At 72.4% G+C, this 16,003-nt stretch carries 14 protein-coding genes; 6 read left to right on the forward strand and 8 right to left on the reverse strand.

The genetic code is table 11. The annotated features are described in order from the left end of the window. The first annotated feature begins 26 nt into the window (after positions 1-26). From ACGH52_RS32380 to ACGH52_RS32390, 3 genes are all read left to right on the forward strand, one after another. Positions 27-1,088, forward strand: coding sequence for an ATP-binding protein (locus ACGH52_RS32380; protein WP_121700818.1), 1,062 nt, complete (start codon positions 27-29; stop codon positions 1,086-1,088). Further along, a complete protein-coding gene (locus tag ACGH52_RS32385) occupies positions 1,085-2,893 on the forward strand; it encodes a hypothetical protein (protein WP_399944478.1) in 1,809 nt (602 codons plus the stop codon). The genes ACGH52_RS32380 and ACGH52_RS32385 overlap by 4 nt, the downstream gene beginning before the upstream one ends. Positions 2,894-2,978: 85 nt before the next feature. Beyond that, positions 2,979-3,404 (forward strand): OsmC family protein, encoded by a 426-nt coding sequence (locus ACGH52_RS32390; RefSeq protein ID WP_043377849.1) that lies wholly within the window; start codon positions 2,979-2,981, stop codon positions 3,402-3,404. A gap of 74 nt (positions 3,405-3,478) precedes the next feature. On the opposite strand, the gene ACGH52_RS32395 is transcribed toward ACGH52_RS32390, so the two are convergent. Further along, the gene (locus ACGH52_RS32395) at positions 3,479-4,657 is read right to left on the reverse strand and encodes a hypothetical protein (RefSeq protein WP_399944482.1); all 1,179 of its coding nucleotides are present in this window, start codon (positions 4,655-4,657) and stop codon (positions 3,479-3,481) included. A 195-nt stretch (positions 4,658-4,852) separates the two neighbouring features. On the opposite strand from ACGH52_RS32395, the gene ACGH52_RS32400 reads away from it, so the two are divergent. Continuing rightward, complete coding sequence (locus tag ACGH52_RS32400; protein ID WP_059300122.1) at positions 4,853-5,338, forward strand: SigE family RNA polymerase sigma factor; 486 nt, start codon at positions 4,853-4,855, stop codon at positions 5,336-5,338. Continuing rightward, the gene (locus ACGH52_RS32405; protein WP_399944485.1) at positions 5,335-6,147 is read left to right on the forward strand and encodes a hypothetical protein; all 813 of its coding nucleotides are present in this window, start codon (positions 5,335-5,337) and stop codon (positions 6,145-6,147) included. Before ACGH52_RS32400 ends, ACGH52_RS32405 begins: the two co-directional genes overlap by 4 nt. A gap of 9 nt (positions 6,148-6,156) precedes the next feature. Here ACGH52_RS32405 and narI read toward each other — a convergent pair whose 3' ends face one another. From narI to ACGH52_RS32435, 6 genes are all read right to left on the reverse strand, one after another. Continuing rightward, positions 6,157-6,879, reverse strand: coding sequence for a respiratory nitrate reductase subunit gamma (gene narI / locus ACGH52_RS32410; RefSeq protein ID WP_059300124.1), 723 nt, complete (start codon positions 6,877-6,879; stop codon positions 6,157-6,159). Then, a complete protein-coding gene (narJ, locus tag ACGH52_RS32415) occupies positions 6,876-7,370 on the reverse strand; it encodes a nitrate reductase molybdenum cofactor assembly chaperone (RefSeq protein WP_059300125.1) in 495 nt (164 codons plus the stop codon). Before narJ ends, narI begins: the two co-directional genes overlap by 4 nt. A 4-nt stretch (positions 7,371-7,374) precedes the next feature. Beyond that, the gene (gene narH, locus ACGH52_RS32420) at positions 7,375-8,970 is read right to left on the reverse strand and encodes a nitrate reductase subunit beta (protein ID WP_121701500.1); all 1,596 of its coding nucleotides are present in this window, start codon (positions 8,968-8,970) and stop codon (positions 7,375-7,377) included. After that, a complete protein-coding gene (locus ACGH52_RS32425; RefSeq protein WP_399944490.1) occupies positions 8,970-12,665 on the reverse strand; it encodes a nitrate reductase subunit alpha in 3,696 nt (1,231 codons plus the stop codon). The genes narH and ACGH52_RS32425 overlap by 1 nt, the downstream gene beginning before the upstream one ends. A gap of 129 nt (positions 12,666-12,794) precedes the next feature. After that, the gene (locus tag ACGH52_RS32430) at positions 12,795-13,604 is read right to left on the reverse strand and encodes an SAM-dependent methyltransferase (RefSeq protein WP_399944493.1); all 810 of its coding nucleotides are present in this window, start codon (positions 13,602-13,604) and stop codon (positions 12,795-12,797) included. A 43-nt stretch (positions 13,605-13,647) separates the two neighbouring features. Further along, positions 13,648-14,511 carry a helix-turn-helix transcriptional regulator gene (locus tag ACGH52_RS32435; RefSeq protein ID WP_076977226.1) on the reverse strand — a complete coding sequence of 288 codons (864 nt, stop codon included), beginning with the start codon at positions 14,509-14,511 and terminating at the stop codon, positions 13,648-13,650. A gap of 229 nt (positions 14,512-14,740) precedes the next feature. Between ACGH52_RS32435 and ACGH52_RS32440 the strand changes: the two genes are divergently transcribed. Then, entirely contained in the window at positions 14,741-15,166 is a 426-nt protein-coding gene (locus tag ACGH52_RS32440; RefSeq protein WP_076977227.1) for a hypothetical protein, read from the forward strand. Here the strand turns inward: ACGH52_RS32440 and ACGH52_RS32445 are convergent. Then, a complete protein-coding gene (locus ACGH52_RS32445; protein WP_076977356.1) occupies positions 15,148-15,966 on the reverse strand; it encodes a helix-turn-helix domain-containing protein in 819 nt (272 codons plus the stop codon). The genes ACGH52_RS32440 and ACGH52_RS32445 overlap by 19 nt on opposite strands. Between the last annotated feature and the right edge of the window lie 37 nt (positions 15,967-16,003).

Below are 16,003 nucleotides of genomic sequence, written 5' to 3' on the forward strand. Positions count from 1 at the left end.
CGAACAGCAGCCCGAGGAGCCCCTGCGTGCAGGCAGCCGTCACCGTCACTCCCGCCCGCCTCCCGGAACTGCTGCTCGGCCTCGCCACCGTGCGGCCGGTGTTCCTGTGGGGCGCACCCGGCATCGGCAAGTCCTCCCTGGTGAGGAACTTCGCCGAGTCGCTGGGCCTGGAGTGTGTGAGCCTGCTCGGCACGCAGCTCGCGCCGGAGGACCTGATCGGTGTCCCGCAGATCCGCGACGGCCGGTCGGTGTTCTGCCCGCCGGAGTCCATCGCCCGCGACGAGCCGTACTGCCTCTTCCTGGACGAGCTGAACGCGGCCACCCCGGACGTGCAGAAGGCGTTCTACTCGCTCATCCTGGACCGCCGCATCGGGAACTACGAACTCCCCAAGGGCTCCATCGTCATCGGCGCCGGGAACCGGGCCACCGACAACGCGCTGGCCCGCCCCCTCGCCTCCGCGCTGGTCAACCGCCTCACCCACGTCCACCTGGACGCCTCCGCGAAGGACTGGCTGCTCTGGGCCGCCGAGCACGGCATCCACCCCTGGATCACCGACCACCTCACCGACCGCCCCGACCACCTGTGGTCCAAGCCGCCCAAGACCGAGGAGCCGTTCTCCACCCCGCGCTCCTGGCACATGCTCTCCGACGCCCTGCACTCCTTCGGGCAGGACCTCGACGAGGAGACCCTGAAGGTCCTCGCGCACGGCACCCTCACCCCGGCCCACGCGACCGCCTTCTGCGGCTACGTCAAGATCGTCCGCAGCCGGTTCGGCATCGAGGCGATCCTCAAGGGCGAGGCCCGCTGGCCCAGCCGCCTCCAGGACCGCGACCTGCTCTACTACCTCGCCGAGTCCTTCCGCGGCCGCCTGGTCAAGGAACTGCCCGCGAGCAAGGAGCACATGTCGGCGAACGGCCGCCAGACCGCGTACCGCGCCAAGTCGCTGCTCGTACAGCTCGCCGAGATCTCCGTCGAGGTCGCCCAGAGCGTCATCGCCTCCGACGCCCACGGCAACCCGCTGCTGCCCGCCTGGTTCCTGGTCGAGGCCGCCCGCGACATGCCCCGGCTGGTCGAGGCCCGCCGGTGAGCCGCGCCCGCAAGCAGAAGCAACAGCAGAAGAAGAAGGACCCGGCCGCCGAGGACTGCGCCAAGGGCGTGCAGCTGGTGTGGGCCAACCCGGCCCTCGCGGCCATGGAGGTCAAGCTCTGCCGGGAGGAGGAGTGCAAGGTCGCGCCCCGGCAGGGACTGGTCCGCGTCAGCTCCAACGGCCGGGTCCACCTGCACCCCACCCGCCACGCCGAACCCGCCGACTGGGCCTGGGCCATCGCCCACGCCCTGATCCACCTCGGCTTCGGCCACGTGCCCGCCGCCAACGGCGAGCGCGTCCCGCCGGACCGCTACGACCTCGCCGCCCGCTGCACCGTCGTCAACCGCTTCCTCCAGACCTTCCCGGTCGGCCGCACCCCCGACCACCTGCCGCCGACCTACCCCGACGGCGACGAGGAGCGCATCGCCGCCGCCTGGCGCCGCGAGGGCGGCATCCCGGCCGCCTACGAGCACTGCGGCACCGCGGGCGGCGAGCCCGACCAGCTGCTCGTCCCCTGGGACGGCTGGAACCTCCAGGTCCCCGACTGGCAGCTCGCCTTCGCCCACGCCCTGACCCGCACCATGTCCACCGCCCTCGACCTCGCGGGCGGCCGCCGCGACGCCATGCTCGGCGGCCCCACCCGCCTGCACCCCTGGCAGCAGGCCCTGAGCTGGTTCGTCTCGTCCTACCCGCTGCTCGGCGGCATCGCCTCCGGCATCACCCTCGTCGCCGACGCCGAACTGGCCCGCGCCCACGGCATCTCCGTCGCCGCCGTCAACGCCGAGGCCGGCGAGATCTACGTCAACCCGCTGCGCCGGTACGACGACGAGGAATGGCGCTTCATCCTCGCCCACGAGATGCTGCACGCCGCCCTGCGCCACGGCGACCGCTGCCGCACCCGCGACCCGTACCTGTTCAACGTCGCCTGCGACTACGTCGTCAACGGCTGGCTCGTCGAGATGCGGGTCGGCACCATGCCCGAGGGCCTGCTGCACGACCCGGAGCTGGCCGGGCTGTCCGCCGAGGAGGTCTACGACCGCATCGCCGTCGACCTGCGCCGCATGCGCCGCCTGTCCACCCTGCGCGGCAAGGGCGTCGGCGACGTCCTCGGCGCCCCGCTCGGCGCGCCCCGCGACTACGTCGACCTCGACGGCTTCTACCGCCGGGGCCTGGCCCAGGGCTTCGACCTCCACCAGCAGCAGGAGCGCGGCTTCCTGCCCGGCGGACTGATCGAGGAGATCCGCGCCCTCAGCCACCCGCCGCTGCCCTGGGACGCCCGCCTCGCCCGCTGGTTCGACGAGTTCGTGCCCCGCCCCGAGCCGGTCCGGTCGTACGCGCGCCCCTCGCGGCGCCAGGCCGCCACCCCCGACATCCCGCGCGCCGGGCGGTACTTCCCGCCGGAAGAGATTGCCCGGTGCACCTTCGGCGTCGTCCTGGACACCTCCGGCTCCATGGACCGCACCCTGCTGGGCAAGGCGCTCGGCGCCATCGCCTCCTACGCCGAGGCCCGCGACGTGCCCGCCGCCCGCGTCGTGTTCTGCGACGCCGCGCCGCACGACGCCGGGTACCTGCCCGTGACGGACATCGCCGGACGTGTCCGGGTGCACGGCCGGGGCGGCACCGTCCTCCAGCCCGGCGTCGATCTGCTGCTGCGCGCCGACGACTTCCCGCCCACCGCGCCGGTCCTCGTCATCACCGACGGCTGGTGCGACGTCCTGCGGGTGCGGCGCGAGCACGCCTACCTGATTCCGCAGGGCGCGCGACTGCCGTTCACCGCCCGAGGGCCGGTCTTCCGAGTGAGCTGAGCCGTAGTGTGATCGGATGGGGGTGGGAACCCGGACACGGGCTCCTACCACCCCGCTACAGCAAGCGAATTCGAGAGGACCCGCCGTGGCAACCACGCGCTCCGCACACACCGTCTGGGAAGGCAACCTGCTCGAGGGCAACGGTGTCGTCACCTTCGACTCGTCCGGCATCGGCGAGCAGCCGGTGTCGTGGCCGTCGCGCGCCGAGCAGGCGAACGGCAAGACCAGCCCGGAAGAGCTGATCGCCGCCGCCCACTCCAGCTGCTTCTCCATGGCGCTGTCGCACGGCCTGGCCGGCGCCGGCACCCCGCCCACCAAGCTCACCACCTCCGCCGACGTGACCTTCCAGCCGGGTGAGGGCATCAAGGGCATCCACCTCACCGTGGAGGGCACCGTCCCCGGCCTCGACAACGACGCGTTCGTCGCCGCCGCCGAGGACGCCAAGAAGAACTGCCCGGTCAGCCAGGCCCTGACCGGCACGACCATCACCCTGACGGCCAAGCTCGCCTGACCTCGACGCCCCGCGCCCTCCAGCACGCTCACGCGCAGCGCTGGAGGGCGCGGTCGGTCCTGCGCGGCCGACGGTCAGCGCCCGCCGGTCACCAGCAACGGGCTGGGAAGGCCCGTCGCCCCCAGGTCGTAGCCGACGGCGGTGACGCCCCGCGGGGTCCAGGCCACTCCGCTCAGGTACCGGCTGCCGTCCGTACCGCCCGGTGGCACGGAGGGCTGCGACCAGCGGCCATCGCGCAGCCGCATCACGTACGGTGTGCCGTCCCGCTGTTCCCCGGTGACCGCCACACCGGAGGGCGCGAGGGTCAGGTCGTTCACGCGACCGGCGTCGGCGGGTGCGGGCACCTGCTTCCAGGAGCGGCCGTTCCAGTGCGCGAGCAGGGCGTGTCCCGTGTCCTCGTCGTCGTTCAGCTTCCTCCCGGCCGCCCAGACGTCGTTCGGCCCGCGGGCCTCCAGGTCGACGAGTTCGCCGTTGACCCCGTCGTAGGGGACCGGTACGCGGGACCAGGAAGTGCCGTCGTAGTGCAGCATCGCGGGCCGGTCGTCCGAGGTGTAGCCGGAGACCCACACGTCGTCGTCGGCGAGGGCGGTGACGGAGTACGTCCACAGCGAGGTGGCGTCCGGTACCGGCACGATGTGCCACGCCTCGCCGTCCCAGTGCTGCACCATCGCCTCCGCGTGCGTCTCCTGGATGCCCCCCCCGGGCTTGTCGGGATCGGGTACCTCGCTGTCGACGACGATGAGCCAGCCGACCGCCCACACGTCGTCCGAGGCCCGCACCGACACGTCCAGCAGTCCGCCGCCGGCGAGTCGCTTCCCCTCGGGTGCCGGGGCGTCGACCACCCGCCACTCGGCGCCGTCCCAGTGCTGGGTGAGGAAGACGCCCCGGGGCTCCTCGTAGGCACCGACCATCCAGGCGTCGTCCTGTGACACCGCGTCGATCGCGCTGACCTGGTTGGAGCGGTCGGCGAACCCCTGCATCGGGATCTCCCGCCAGGACTTCCCACCGTCGTCGTGGGCGAGCAGCAGCGGCGTCCTGCGCTCGACCTTGCCCTCCCGGGCGACCCGGACCCCGTAGGCCCAGGTGGTGTCGCCGTCCACCCTGGTGACGCCGGTCAGCGCCGCGTCGCCCACCCGCGTCAGGTCCGTGGCGGACCACCGGGCGTCGGCGTGCGCCGTGGCGGCCGGCACGGTGACCGCGGCCAGGGCCAGGGCCGCGAAGGCGGTTCTCGTTCGGAGGCGTGTTCCACTCATACTGACTTCTCCCGCTGCGCTCTCGGTGTTCGACGTCTGCACTCCTTCTCAGTGCGGTGGCGGGCGCGGGACGTTGCGACGGCCGTCGCCTTTTCCGCCGCCCGATTCGACGGCCCGGGCCGCAACCAGGAGCGCGGGCCACCGCACTTGAACGGTGAGACCGTCCGCGCGGGCGGGTGGGGAAAGGGGGGTGGGGTGGACCGCGGTGAGGACGCGCTGCACGACTTCGTCCGGGACAGACGCCTGGCGCTCTTCAGGAGCGCCTACCTGATGTGCGGCAACCGCCACGAGGCGGAGGACCTGGTGCAGACGACCTTGGTCAAGGTCGTGCTCGGCTGGCGGCGCCTGCAGAAGCTGGACAACGTCGAGGCGTACGCCCGCAAGACGCTGTTCAACACCTTCATCGAGGGCAGACGCCGGTTCTGGCGGCGTGAGCACGCGTACGGGGAGCTGCCCGAACGGGCGGCTCCCGAGCCCGACTCGGAGACCGGGATGGTGGTGCGGGAGGCGCTGGCCCGCATCACCCCGCGGCAGCGGGCCGTCCTGGTGCTGCGCTACTGGGAGGACCAGAGCGTCGAGGCGACCGCCGCGGTGCTCGGGATGCGGGAGAACACGGTGAAGAGCCACACGGCCCGAGGGCTGGCGGCTCTCCGCGCCCAGGTGGGGAAGGAGTTCGTATGAGCGACGCCAAGGACGACGAGGTGCGTGACCTGCTCGCCCGGGCCGCCGAGGAGGCCGGCGGTCCCTCGTTCGACACGGCGGCGGTGTTCGCCGAGGCGGCCAGAGTGCGCCGCAGGCGCCGGGCGGCGGTGGCCGGTGGGGCGTTGGCCGTCGTGGCCGGCGCGGTGTTCACCGTGTCCGCCGTACCCTCCGGCGGGGCGGACCGGGCGTCCGCCACCGCTTCCCCCTCCGCCGCCGCTCCGGAGCACACCGAACTGACCGGTGGCTCCGGGCGGGAGCAGAGGCTCGCCGGGCTGCTGCCCGCCGACGCCGGGGAGGTCGAGGAGGTCTCCTTGGCCGTGCTGCTGAAGGGCGCGGATCTGGACGCCGCCACCAGCGGGGAGTCCCAGGGCGCTCTGGACGGCTGGTACGCCGTCCGCCGGGCGGACGGGGTCGGTTACCTCGGGGTCGCCCTGCGCGACCGGAGGTACCTGGAGGCCAAGTTCCCCGACGGGCAGGACCCTGCCCACGACCTCTGCGTGCCGAGCGGCACCGAGCCCCCGCGCACCGACTGCGTGCGCGAGGAACTGTCCGGCGGCCGGGTGCTGACCATCTGGCGGCAGCCGGGGGAGCGGAACGAGGACGGCCCGGAGTGGGGCGAGGAACTCACCGGCCGGCTCGTGCTCCCGGACGGCCGGGCCCTGTTCGTCCGCGACAGCGCCGGGTACCGCGGCCACGGACAGCTCGGCCCCCTGCTGCGGACCCCGCCGCTCACCCGTGAGCAGCTCCGTGCCCTGATGCTGCGACCGGAAGTGGTGGCGGGCAGGTAGCCGCGAGGGTCAGGAGCCCGTGCGCTCCCAGCCCCGCCGGTCCGGGCGCGGCCCCAGCTGCCTGGGGTCGCGCGACCGGTAGACCACGTACGGACGGGTCAGGTACTGAAGCGGCGCGCTGAACATGTGCACCAGACGGGTGTAGGGCACCAGCGCGATCAGCACCATCCCGACCACCGCGTGCACGTGGTACAGCACCGGGACGCCCTCCATCAGCTCCGTCCTCGGGTTCAGCGTGAACAGGCTGCGCGACCACGGGGCGATGGTGCTCCGGTAGTCGTAGCCGTCGCCCGAGGTGTCGGACAGCTTGGCGATCATGCCGAGGAGCAGGGCGCCGAGCAGGAAGACGTACATGACCTTGTCGTTGGCCGTGGTGGCCCGGAAGACCGGCGCGTTGGTGCGGCGGCGGTAGATCAGGATGCCGATCCCGGCGACCGCGAGGACCCCGGCGAAGGTGCCGCCGTAGAGCGAGAACAGGTGGTACGCGTGCTCGCTGACGCCGAGGGACTCGGTCCACGACGCCGGGACGAACAGGCCGATCAGATGGCCGGCGAGCACGAACAGGATGCCGTAGTGGAAGACCGGCGAGGCGATGTTGAGCAGTTTGGACTCGTAGACCTGCGACGAACGCGTCGTCCAGCCGAAGCGGTCGTAGCGGTGCCGCCAGACCAGGCCCGCGACGAGCAGCGCGAAGGCGGCGTAGGGCAGGACGCCCCACAGGAAGACGTTCATCGGCGGGCTCCGGTGGGTGCGGGCGGCAGCGTGGCGCACACGGCGTCCAGGACGCACGCGTAGGGCGTGCCGAAGGCGGTGAGCCGCGAGCGCAGCTGCTCCAGGGCGTCGCGGTGCTCGGTGAGCATCTCCATGTCCCCGGTGCGGGAGACGAACTCCAGGACCGCGGGCAGGAAGTCCGGCAGCTCCTCGCCGGTGAACTCCAGGCCGTGGGCGCGGTACAGCTCCTTGAAGCGGACCAGGGACATCCCGCGGTTGCGTGTGTCGCCGTCGGTCCACCAGCTCAGGTACAGGCTGTGCCGGTTCTTGAAGTCGAAGACCTCCACGTAGTGCGCCTGGAGCGCGCCCTGCCCGGTCGCCGTCGCGTGGTCGGTGAAGCCGCGCAGTTGCGGCGCCGCCTCGCGCAGCAGGGGCAGCCGGGCGCGGAAGTCGTCGTCGGGATACGTCAGACAGAGCGCCGCCGCCTGGTACAGCACCTCGAAGCCGGGCATCGGATCAGACCTCCCTCTCGTCGTCCGCGGTCTGCCGTCTGCGCAGGATGTGGAAGTTCTCCACCGGCACCAGCGGCAGCCGCCTGCGTCCCGAGTCCTGGCCGAACGGCCCGTCGCCGCCCATGCCGGGGCCGCCGTCGGTGTCGAGGCTGCACGTGTCCGGCAGCGCGGACGCCTCCAGCCGGTGCGCGTCCCCGACGGCCGCCGTCGGGATCACGTACCGCTCCTCGTACTTGGCGATCGCCAGCAGCCGGTACATCTCCTGGACCTCCTCGGGGCGCATGCCGACGCCCGCGCAGACGGCCGGGTCGGGGTCCTCGCCGAGGTTGACCGACCGCATGTGGGCGCGCATCGCCGCCAGCTTCTCCAGCGACGCCCGCACCGGACCGGTGTCACCGGCCGTGAACAGCTCGGCCAGGTACTCCAGCGGGATGCGCAGCGTGTCGATCGCGCCGAACAGGTTGTCCGCGTCCTCGCCGTCGTGCCCCGTCTCCGTCAGCGCGTCCACCACCGGCGACAGCGGCGGGATGTACCAGACCATCGGCATCGTGCGGTACTCCGGGTGCAGGGGCAGCGCGACCCTGTACTTGCTGACCAGCGCGTGCACGGGGGAGCGCCGGGCCGCCTCGATCCAGTCGAACGGGATGCCCGCCTCCTCGGCGGCCCGCCGCACCCCGGGGTCCTCGGGGTCGAGGAAGACGCCCAACTGCGCCTCGTACAGGTCGTGTTCGTTGGGCGTCTCGGCGGCCTCGGTCACCTTGTCGGCGTCGTAGAGGACGACCCCCAGATATCTGAGCCGCCCGACGCAGGTCTCCGAGCAGACGGTGGGCTGGCCCACCTCGATGCGCGGGTAGCAGAAGGTGCACTTCTCCGCCTTGCCGGTGCGGTGGTTGAAGTACACCTTCTTGTACGGGCAGCCGGTCACGCACATTCGCCAGCCCCGGCAGCGGTCCTGGTCGACCAGGACGATGCCGTCCTCCGCGCGCTTGTACATCGCCCCGGACGGGCACGACGCCACGCACGACGGGTTCAGGCAGTGCTCGCAGATGCGCGGCAGGTAGAACATGAACGTCTCTTCGTACGCGAACCGCACCTTCTCCGAGGCCTGCTGCCGGGTGCGCTCCACCATCGGGTCCAGGTCGCCGTAGGCGGGGGCGCCGCCCAGGCTGTCGTCCCAGTTGGAGGACCAGCCGATCTTCATCGGCTTGCCGTCGAGCTGGGAGACCGGCCGGGCGACCGGGTAGTCGGTGCCGAGCGGGGCGTCGGTGAGGTTCTTGTAGTCGTACGTCCAGGGCTCGTAGTAGTCCTTGATCTCCGGGAGCCGGGGGTTGGAGAAGATCCCGGCGAGCTTCTTGAACCGGCCGCCCGCCTTGAGCTTCAGCGCGCCGCGCCGGTTCAGTTCCCAGCCGCCCCGCCACTTCTCCTGGTCCTCGTAGCGGCGCGGGTAGCCCTGTCCGGGGCGGGTCTCGACGTTGTTGAACCAGACGTACTCCATGCCCCGCCGGTTGGTCCACGCCTGCTTGCAGGTGACCGAACAGGTGTGGCAGCCGATGCACTTGTCGAGGTTCATGACCATGGCGACCTGGGCCATCGGGCGCATCAGTACTCGACCTCCTGGGAGCGGCGCCGGATCACCGTCACCTCGTCACGCTGGTTGCCCGTCGGGCCCAGGTAGTTGAACGCCCAGGACAACTGGGCGTAGCCGCCGATGAGATGGGTCGGTTTGAGGAGCAGGCGGGTGAGCGAGTTGTGGACGCCGCCGCGTTTCCCGGTCGTCTCCGTCAGCGGCACGTTGACCGTGCGTTCCTGCGCGTGGTGCATGAAGACCGTGCCGGGCGGCATGCGGTGCGAGACGATCGCGCGGGCCACCACCACGCCGTTGCGGTTGACCGCCTCGATCCAGTCGTCGTCGGCGACCCCGATCGCCGCCGCGTCCTCGGCCGACATCCAGATGGTCTGGCCGCCCCGGGACAGCGCCAGCATGAACAGGTTGTCCTGGTACTCGGAGTGGATGGACCACTTGTTGTGCGGGGTCAGGTAGCGGACCGTCACCTCGCGGTCCCCGTCGGGGCCGAGTCGCGGTTCGCCGAACAGCCGGTGCATGTCCAGCGGCGGCCGGTACACCGGCAGCGCCTCGCCCAGCTCGTGCATCCAGTCGTGGTCGACGAAGAAGTGCTGCCGCCCGGTCAGGGTGTGCCAGGGCTTGAGGTGCTCGGTGTTGAGCGTGAACGCCGTGTAGCGCCGCCCGCCCGCCTCGCTGCCCGACCACTCCGGCGAGGTGATCACCGGCACGGGCGCCGCCTGGGTGTCGGCGTAGGTGACCCGCTTGCCCTCGTGCTCGGCGGCCAGGTGGGCCATCTCCTGCCCGGTCTTCGCCTCCAGCGTGTGGAAGCCCTGGGTGGCCAGGCGCCCGTTGGTGGTGCCGGACAGCGCCAGGATGGTGTTGGCCGCCTTCACCGCCGTGTCCAGCGCCGGACGCCCGTCGGCCGGGCCGCCGCGCACCGTGCCGTTCAGGTCGCGCAGCCGCGCCACCTCCTGGTCCGGCTTCAGGGTGATGCCCTTGGCGGGCAGGCCCTTGGCCTCCACCAGCGGTCCCAGCGCCGCGAACTTCGCCCCGATCGCCGTGTAGTCGCGCTCCACGACGACGAGGTTCGGCATGGTCTTCCCCGGCTCCGGTTCGCACTCCCCGCGCCGCCAGTCCCGTACGACACCGCCCGGCTGGGCGATCTCGCCGGGGGTGTCGTGCTGGAGCGGGGCCGCCACCAGGTCCTTGCGCACCCCGAGGTGGTCCCGGGCCAGCTCGCTCAGCTTCTCGGCGAGGAGCTTGAAGGTGTCGAAGTCGGTGCGCGCCTGCCACGGCGGGTCCACCGCGGGGGAGAAGGCGTGCACGTAGGGGTGCATGTCCGTGCTGGACAGGTCGTGCTTCTCGTACCAGGTCGCGGCGGGCAGCACCACGTCGGAGAGCAGCGTGGACGAGGTGTGCCGGAAGTCCAGCGACAGCAGCAGGTCGAGCTTTCCTTCCGGCGCCTCCTCGTGCCAGACCACGTCCCGGGGCCGCTCGCCGGGCGCGGCCTCCTCGGCGCGCAGCGAGGACTGGGTGCCCAGCAGGTGCTTGGTGAAGTACTCGGCGCCCTTGCCGGACGAGCCGAGCAGGTTGGCCCGCCACAGGGTCACGATCCGCGGCCAGTTCTCCGGCGCGTCCGGGTCCTCGCCCGCGAACTTGAGGGTGCCCGCGCGCAGTTCGGCCACCGCGTTGGCGACCGGGTCGCCGAACGCCTCGCCCAGTTCCAGCGGGTTGCGGTCGAAGGTCGGGTACGAGGGCATCCAGCCCGTGCGCGCCGACAGGGCGAGGCAGTCCGCGCCCGCCATCCCGGCCAGCCGCCCCTCGCCCAGCGGCGAGGCCAGCACGTCGGCGCGGAAGCGGTCGTAGCGCCACTGGTCGGTGTGCAGGTACCAGTACCCGGTGCCGATCGCCTGGCGCGGCGGGCGCGACCAGTCCGACGCGGCGGCCAGCGACGCCCACCCGGTCACCGGACGGCACTTCTCCTGGCCGACGTAGTGCGCCCAGCCGCCGCCGTTGCGGCCCTGGCAGCCGGTGAGCTGGAGCAGCGCGAGGAAGCCCCGGTAGATGGTCTCGGAGTGGAACCAGTGGTTGGTGCCCGCGCCCATCAGGATCATGCAGCGGCCCTTGGACCGCTCCGCCGTCCGGGCGAACTCCCGGGCGATCCGCACACAGGCCGCCGCCGGGACCGAGGTGTGCGTCTCCTGCCAGGCGGGGGTCCCGGGCGCGTCGGCGTCCTCGTACGCCGCCGGCCAGTCGCCCGGCACGTCCGGGCGCCCCACGCCGTACTGGGCGAGGAGCAGGTCGAAGACCGTCGTCACCAGCGGTCCGGTCGCCCCGCCGAGCCGCGTGGCCGGCACGCCGCGGCGCAGCACCTCGCCGCGCCCCTGCCCGTGCGGGCCGCCCTCGGTGTCGAAGCGCGGGAGCAGCACCTCCACGCCCGACGCCATTTCATGGCCGTGCAGGCTCAGCCGGGGGCGTACGTCGCCCAGGTCCAGGTTCCACTTCCCCTGGTCGGCCTCGTTCCAGCGGAAACCCAGCGAGCCGTTCGGGACGACCGCGCGGCCCGTCGCCTCGTCCAGGACGACCGTCTTCCAGTGGGCGTCGTCACCGCCCTGCCCCAGGTCGGCGGCGCGCAGGAACTTGCCCGGGACGTACGCGCCGTCCCGCTCGGTCAGCGTCACCAGGAACGGCAGGTCGGTGAAGCGGCGTACGTAGTCGTCGAAGAACGGCGTGACACGGTCGACGAAGAACTCCTTGAGCACCACGTGCCCCATCGCCATCGCCAGCGCGGCGTCCGTCCCGGGGTGCGGGTGCAGCCACTGGTCGGCGAACTTGGTGTTGTCGGCGTAGTCGGGCGAGACCACGACGACCTTCTGGCCCCGGTAGCGGGCCTCCGCCATCCAGTGCGCGTCCGGCGTGCGGGTCACCGGCACGTTCGTGCCCCACATGATCAGGTACGCGGCGTCCCACCAGTCGCCGGACTCCGGCACGTCCGTCTGGTCGCCGAAGACCTGCGGGGAGGCCACGGGCAGGTCGGCGTACCAGTCGTAGAATGACAGCATCGGGGCGCCGATCAGCGAGTGGAAGCGGGCGCCCGCCGCGTGCGACACCATCGACATCGCGGGGATGGGCGAGAACCCCGCGATGCGGTCGGGGCCGTGGGTGCGGATCGTGTGCACGTGCGCGGCGGCGATCATCTCGACCGCCTCGTCCCAGCTCGCCCGGACCAGACCGCCCTTGCCCCGCGCCCGCTGGTAACGCCCGCGGCGCTCGGGGTCGCCCTGGATGTCGGCCCACGCCAGCACCGGGTCCGTCAGCCGCGCCTTCGCCTCCCGGTACATCTCCAGGAGCACCCCGCGCACATACGGATAGCGCACGCGGGTGGGGGAGTAGGTGTACCAGGAGAAGGCGGCGCCCCGGGGGCAGCCGCGCGGCTCGTACTCGGGGCGGTCGGGACCGACCGACGGATAGTCCGTCGCCTGGGTCTCCCAGGTGATGATGCCGTCCTTGACGAACACGTTCCACCGGCACGAACCCGTGCAGTTCACGCCGTGCGTCGACGTCACGACCTTGTCGTGGCTCCAGCGGTCCCGGTAGAAGGCGTCCGACTCCCGGCCGCCGACCAGCCCGATGCTGTGCAGGTCGGGTGCGGCGGTGCCCGGCCGGAAATACCGTCCCGCGCGCAGCAGCGCCGCGCCCGGCTCGGTGGGCGGTGTCCGCGTGTCGGTCACGTGCGCTCCCTTGCTCGCCCTGGTTCCCGAACCTAGGGCCGGGCGCGGGAGCGCACCCGTTCGCGGCGCCCGTACGGGTCAGGCGGGCGGACGGGAAGGGAGCGGGCGTCGGCCGCCCGGGCGCCGGGCTCAGGGCTTGCGCGCCACCCCCGCGTACACCGGCACGATGCCCTCCGTCTGGGCCGCCACGTCCTCCGGGTCCGGCCGCCAGCCGGTGACCGGGATGATGCCGGGGCCCAGCAGCTCCAGACCGTCGAAGAAGCGCGCGAACTCGGGGAGGGAACGCGGGTGGAAGGGCGTGCCGCCGCGGGCGAACAGCTCCGCGGCCTTGCCCACCGCCTCCGGGTTCAGGTCGGGCGTGACCTGCGAGAGGACCAGGAAGCTGCCCGGCGCCAGCACGTCGGTGTACCGCTTGAGCAGGCCGTACACGTCGTCGCCGTCGGCCGCGTCGCCGAGGTAGTGCGTCAGGGCCACCAGCGACAGGGCGAGGGGCCGGTCGAAGTCCAGGGACTCGCCCGCCAGCCGCAGGATCAGCTCCGGGTCCCGGACGTCCGCGTGGACGTAGTCGGTGGCGCCCTCCGCCGTCCCGTGCAGCAGCGCCTGCGCGTGCCGGAGGACTATCGGGTCGTTGTCGGCGTAGACGACCCGCGACTCGGGCGCCACCGCCTGGGCCACCTGGTGCAGGTTCGGCTCGGTGGGGATGCCGGTGCCGATGTCCAGGAACTGGCGGACCCCGGCCTCGGCGAGGGTACGGACCGCCCGGTGCATGAACCGCCGGTTCGCGCGCGCCCCGCGCACCGCCGTGCTGTCCGCCGCGAGGATCCTGCGGGCCAGCTCCTCGTCCACCGGGTAGTTGTCCTTGCCGCCCAGCCACCAGTCGTAGACCCGGGCCGGGTGCGGCCGGCTGGTGTCGAGGGGCGCGGGCTCGGAACCGGGCATGCGGTGTCGTCTCCTCAAGGGCTGCGGTGGCGGGAGTGGCGGATCAGAATTTCTCGCGGTACGCGCGCAGGATCTTCTCGGTGCGCTGGGTCGAGGCGGCGCGCGCCGTCATGTGGTCCAGGACCTCCAGGTGCGCCGAGACCTCGGTGCGCGAGTCCAGGTACAGGGCGCCCGTCAGGTACTCGGTGAAGACCATGTCGGGCAGCTCCGGCTCCGCGAACCGGAACAGGGTGAACGGCGCGTACGTCCCGGGGTGCGGCCCGTCCTCGAACTCGGCGACCTGGAGGGTGACCCGGTCCCGGCCGGCGAACTCCAGCAGCTTGTCCAGCTGCTCGCGCATCACCCGGCCGTGGATGCTCACCGGCCGCTTCAGCACCGTCTCGTCCATCACCACCCACAGGTGGGGCGGGTCCGGGCGGTCGAGGAGGCGCTGGCGCTCCATGCGCAGCGACACGTGCCGCTCCACCGCGTCCCCGCCCGCGTTGCCGATCGTCCCCGCCTCCAGGACCGAACGCGCGTAGTCCTCGGTCTGCAGCAGCCCCGGCACGAAGTGCGGCTCGTAGGAGCGGACGATCCGCGCCGCGCCCTCCAGGCTCACGTACAGGCTGAACCAGTCCGGCAGCACGTCGTGGTACCGCTGCCACCAGCCCGGCTGGTTCGCCTCCTCGGCGAGCGCGACGAACGCCGCGACCTCGTCGCCGGCGACCCCGTACGCCGTCAGCAGTATCTGGACGTACGGTATTTTCAGCGAGACCTCGGCCATCTCCATGCGCCGCACCGTCGCCGGGGCCACGCGGAGCACCTTGGCGGCCTCCTCGCGCTTGAGGCCCACCCTCTCCCGCAGTTCCTGCAGCCGTCTGCCGAGGACCACCTGGCCCACGGTGGGTGCGGCCCGCCGCTCGCTCACGCCACGCCTCCCCAACGCGCCCAAGTCACACCGCAGTCTGTCATGTTCCTCTGTCAGTCTCACAGGGGTGGTCGTGGATCTTTCTCGGACCGCACGCATTACCCGCCGGGTAATCGACCGCGCCCGTGCCGGGCGGGATCGTGGAGCCACCGGGTTCCGGACCGGCGCACTCCGGCCCGGAACCCGGCCCACACCCCAGCATGTCCGACCCGACGGAGGCTGACTCGTCATGTCCACGCACCAGCTTGCCGCACTCGCCCGTACGGCCGAGCCGCGGCTGATGCTCCGCCGCTTCCTCGCCCTCGACGCGGCGGTGACCGGCACCAACGCCCTCGCCTACCTCGCCCTGTCCGGTCCGCTCGGCCGCTGGTTCGGGGCCGGCTCCGGGCTGCTCCTCGCCCTCGGCGCCTTCCTCGCGGTGTACGCCGGGTGCGTGGGCCTGCTCGCCACCCGCTCCCGGCCCCCGGCGCTCGCCGTCCGGGCCGTCGTCGAGACCAACCTGGCCTGGGCGGCCGTCAGCTTCGCCGCGCTCGGCCTCTGGCTCACGCCCACCACGGCCGGAGCGGTGTGGACGGTGCTCCAGGCCCTCGTCGTCACCGGCTTCGCCCTGCTCCAGTACGGCGCCCTGAGGCAGGGTCAGGGCAACAGCGAGTGAAGGTACTTGACCGTCGCCGGGTCGGCCGGGAGCAGCGTCTCGATGGCCAGCTCGGCGACCGTCACGTCCATCGGGGTGTTGAAGGTGGAGATGGACGAGATGAACGACAGGACGTGGCCCTCGTGCTCGATCTGCATCGGCAGCGCGAAGTACGGCACCGGCTCGTCCGGCTCGGCGCCCGGCGCGCCCTCCGGCACCGGGTACGCCGCCACCTCCTCGTACAGCTCCCGCAGCGGCTGCGAGCGGTGCAGCGCGATCTGCCGCTCCATCTGCTCCAGCAGGTGCCCGCGCCACTCGCGCAGGTTGCGGATGCGCGGCGCCAGGCCCTCCGGGTGCAGCGTCAGCCGGATCGCGTTCAGCGGCGGCGCCAGCAGGTGCTCCGCGACGCCGTCCATCAGCATCGCGATACCCCGGTTGGCCGCCAGCACCCGGTACGTCGCGTCGACGACCAGCGCCGGATACGGCTCGTAGCCCCGGATCAGCCGCTCCATGCCCTCACGCAGGGCACCGAGAGCGGGGTCGTCCAAGGGGGTCTCCGGGTAGTGCGGGGCGTAACCGGCCGCGAGGAGTAGCGCGTTGCGCTCGCGCACGGGGACGTCCAGGTGCTCGGCGAGGCGCAGCACCATCTCCTCGCTCGGCCTCGAACGGCCCGTCTCGACGAAGCTGATGTGGCGGGCGGAGGAATCGGCACGCAGCGCCAGCTCCAGCTGGCTGACCCGCCGCCGCTCCCGCCAGGCACGCAGCATCGGACCCACGCCACGGTCGGTGGCGGGGGCGGTACCGGACACGAGTGCGGTCATACGCAGCACGGTAGTCGAAAGCGGTCCGCGCCACAGC

Source organism: Streptomyces sp. BBFR25, from assembly GCF_044590125.1.
Classification (GTDB): domain Bacteria; phylum Actinomycetota; class Actinomycetes; order Streptomycetales; family Streptomycetaceae; genus Streptomyces; species Streptomyces canus_D.

Coding starts and splice junctions, on each gene's coding strand:
- ACGH52_RS32445 (WP_076977356.1), bottom strand. CDS start 15,966: ATGACCGCACTCGTGTCCGGTACCGCCCCCGCCACCGACCGTGGCGTG.
- narH (WP_121701500.1), bottom strand. CDS start 8,970: ATGCGCCCGATGGCCCAGGTCGCCATGGTCATGAACCTCGACAAGTGC.
- ACGH52_RS32405 (WP_399944485.1), top strand. CDS start 5,335: ATGAGCGACGCCAAGGACGACGAGGTGCGTGACCTGCTCGCCCGGGCC.
- narI (WP_059300124.1), bottom strand. CDS start 6,879: ATGAACGTCTTCCTGTGGGGCGTCCTGCCCTACGCCGCCTTCGCGCTG.
- ACGH52_RS32440 (WP_076977227.1), top strand. CDS start 14,741: ATGTCCACGCACCAGCTTGCCGCACTCGCCCGTACGGCCGAGCCGCGG.
- narJ (WP_059300125.1), bottom strand. CDS start 7,370: ATGCCCGGCTTCGAGGTGCTGTACCAGGCGGCGGCGCTCTGTCTGACG.
- ACGH52_RS32430 (WP_399944493.1), bottom strand. CDS start 13,604: ATGCCCGGTTCCGAGCCCGCGCCCCTCGACACCAGCCGGCCGCACCCG.
- ACGH52_RS32395 (WP_399944482.1), bottom strand. CDS start 4,657: ATGAGTGGAACACGCCTCCGAACGAGAACCGCCTTCGCGGCCCTGGCC.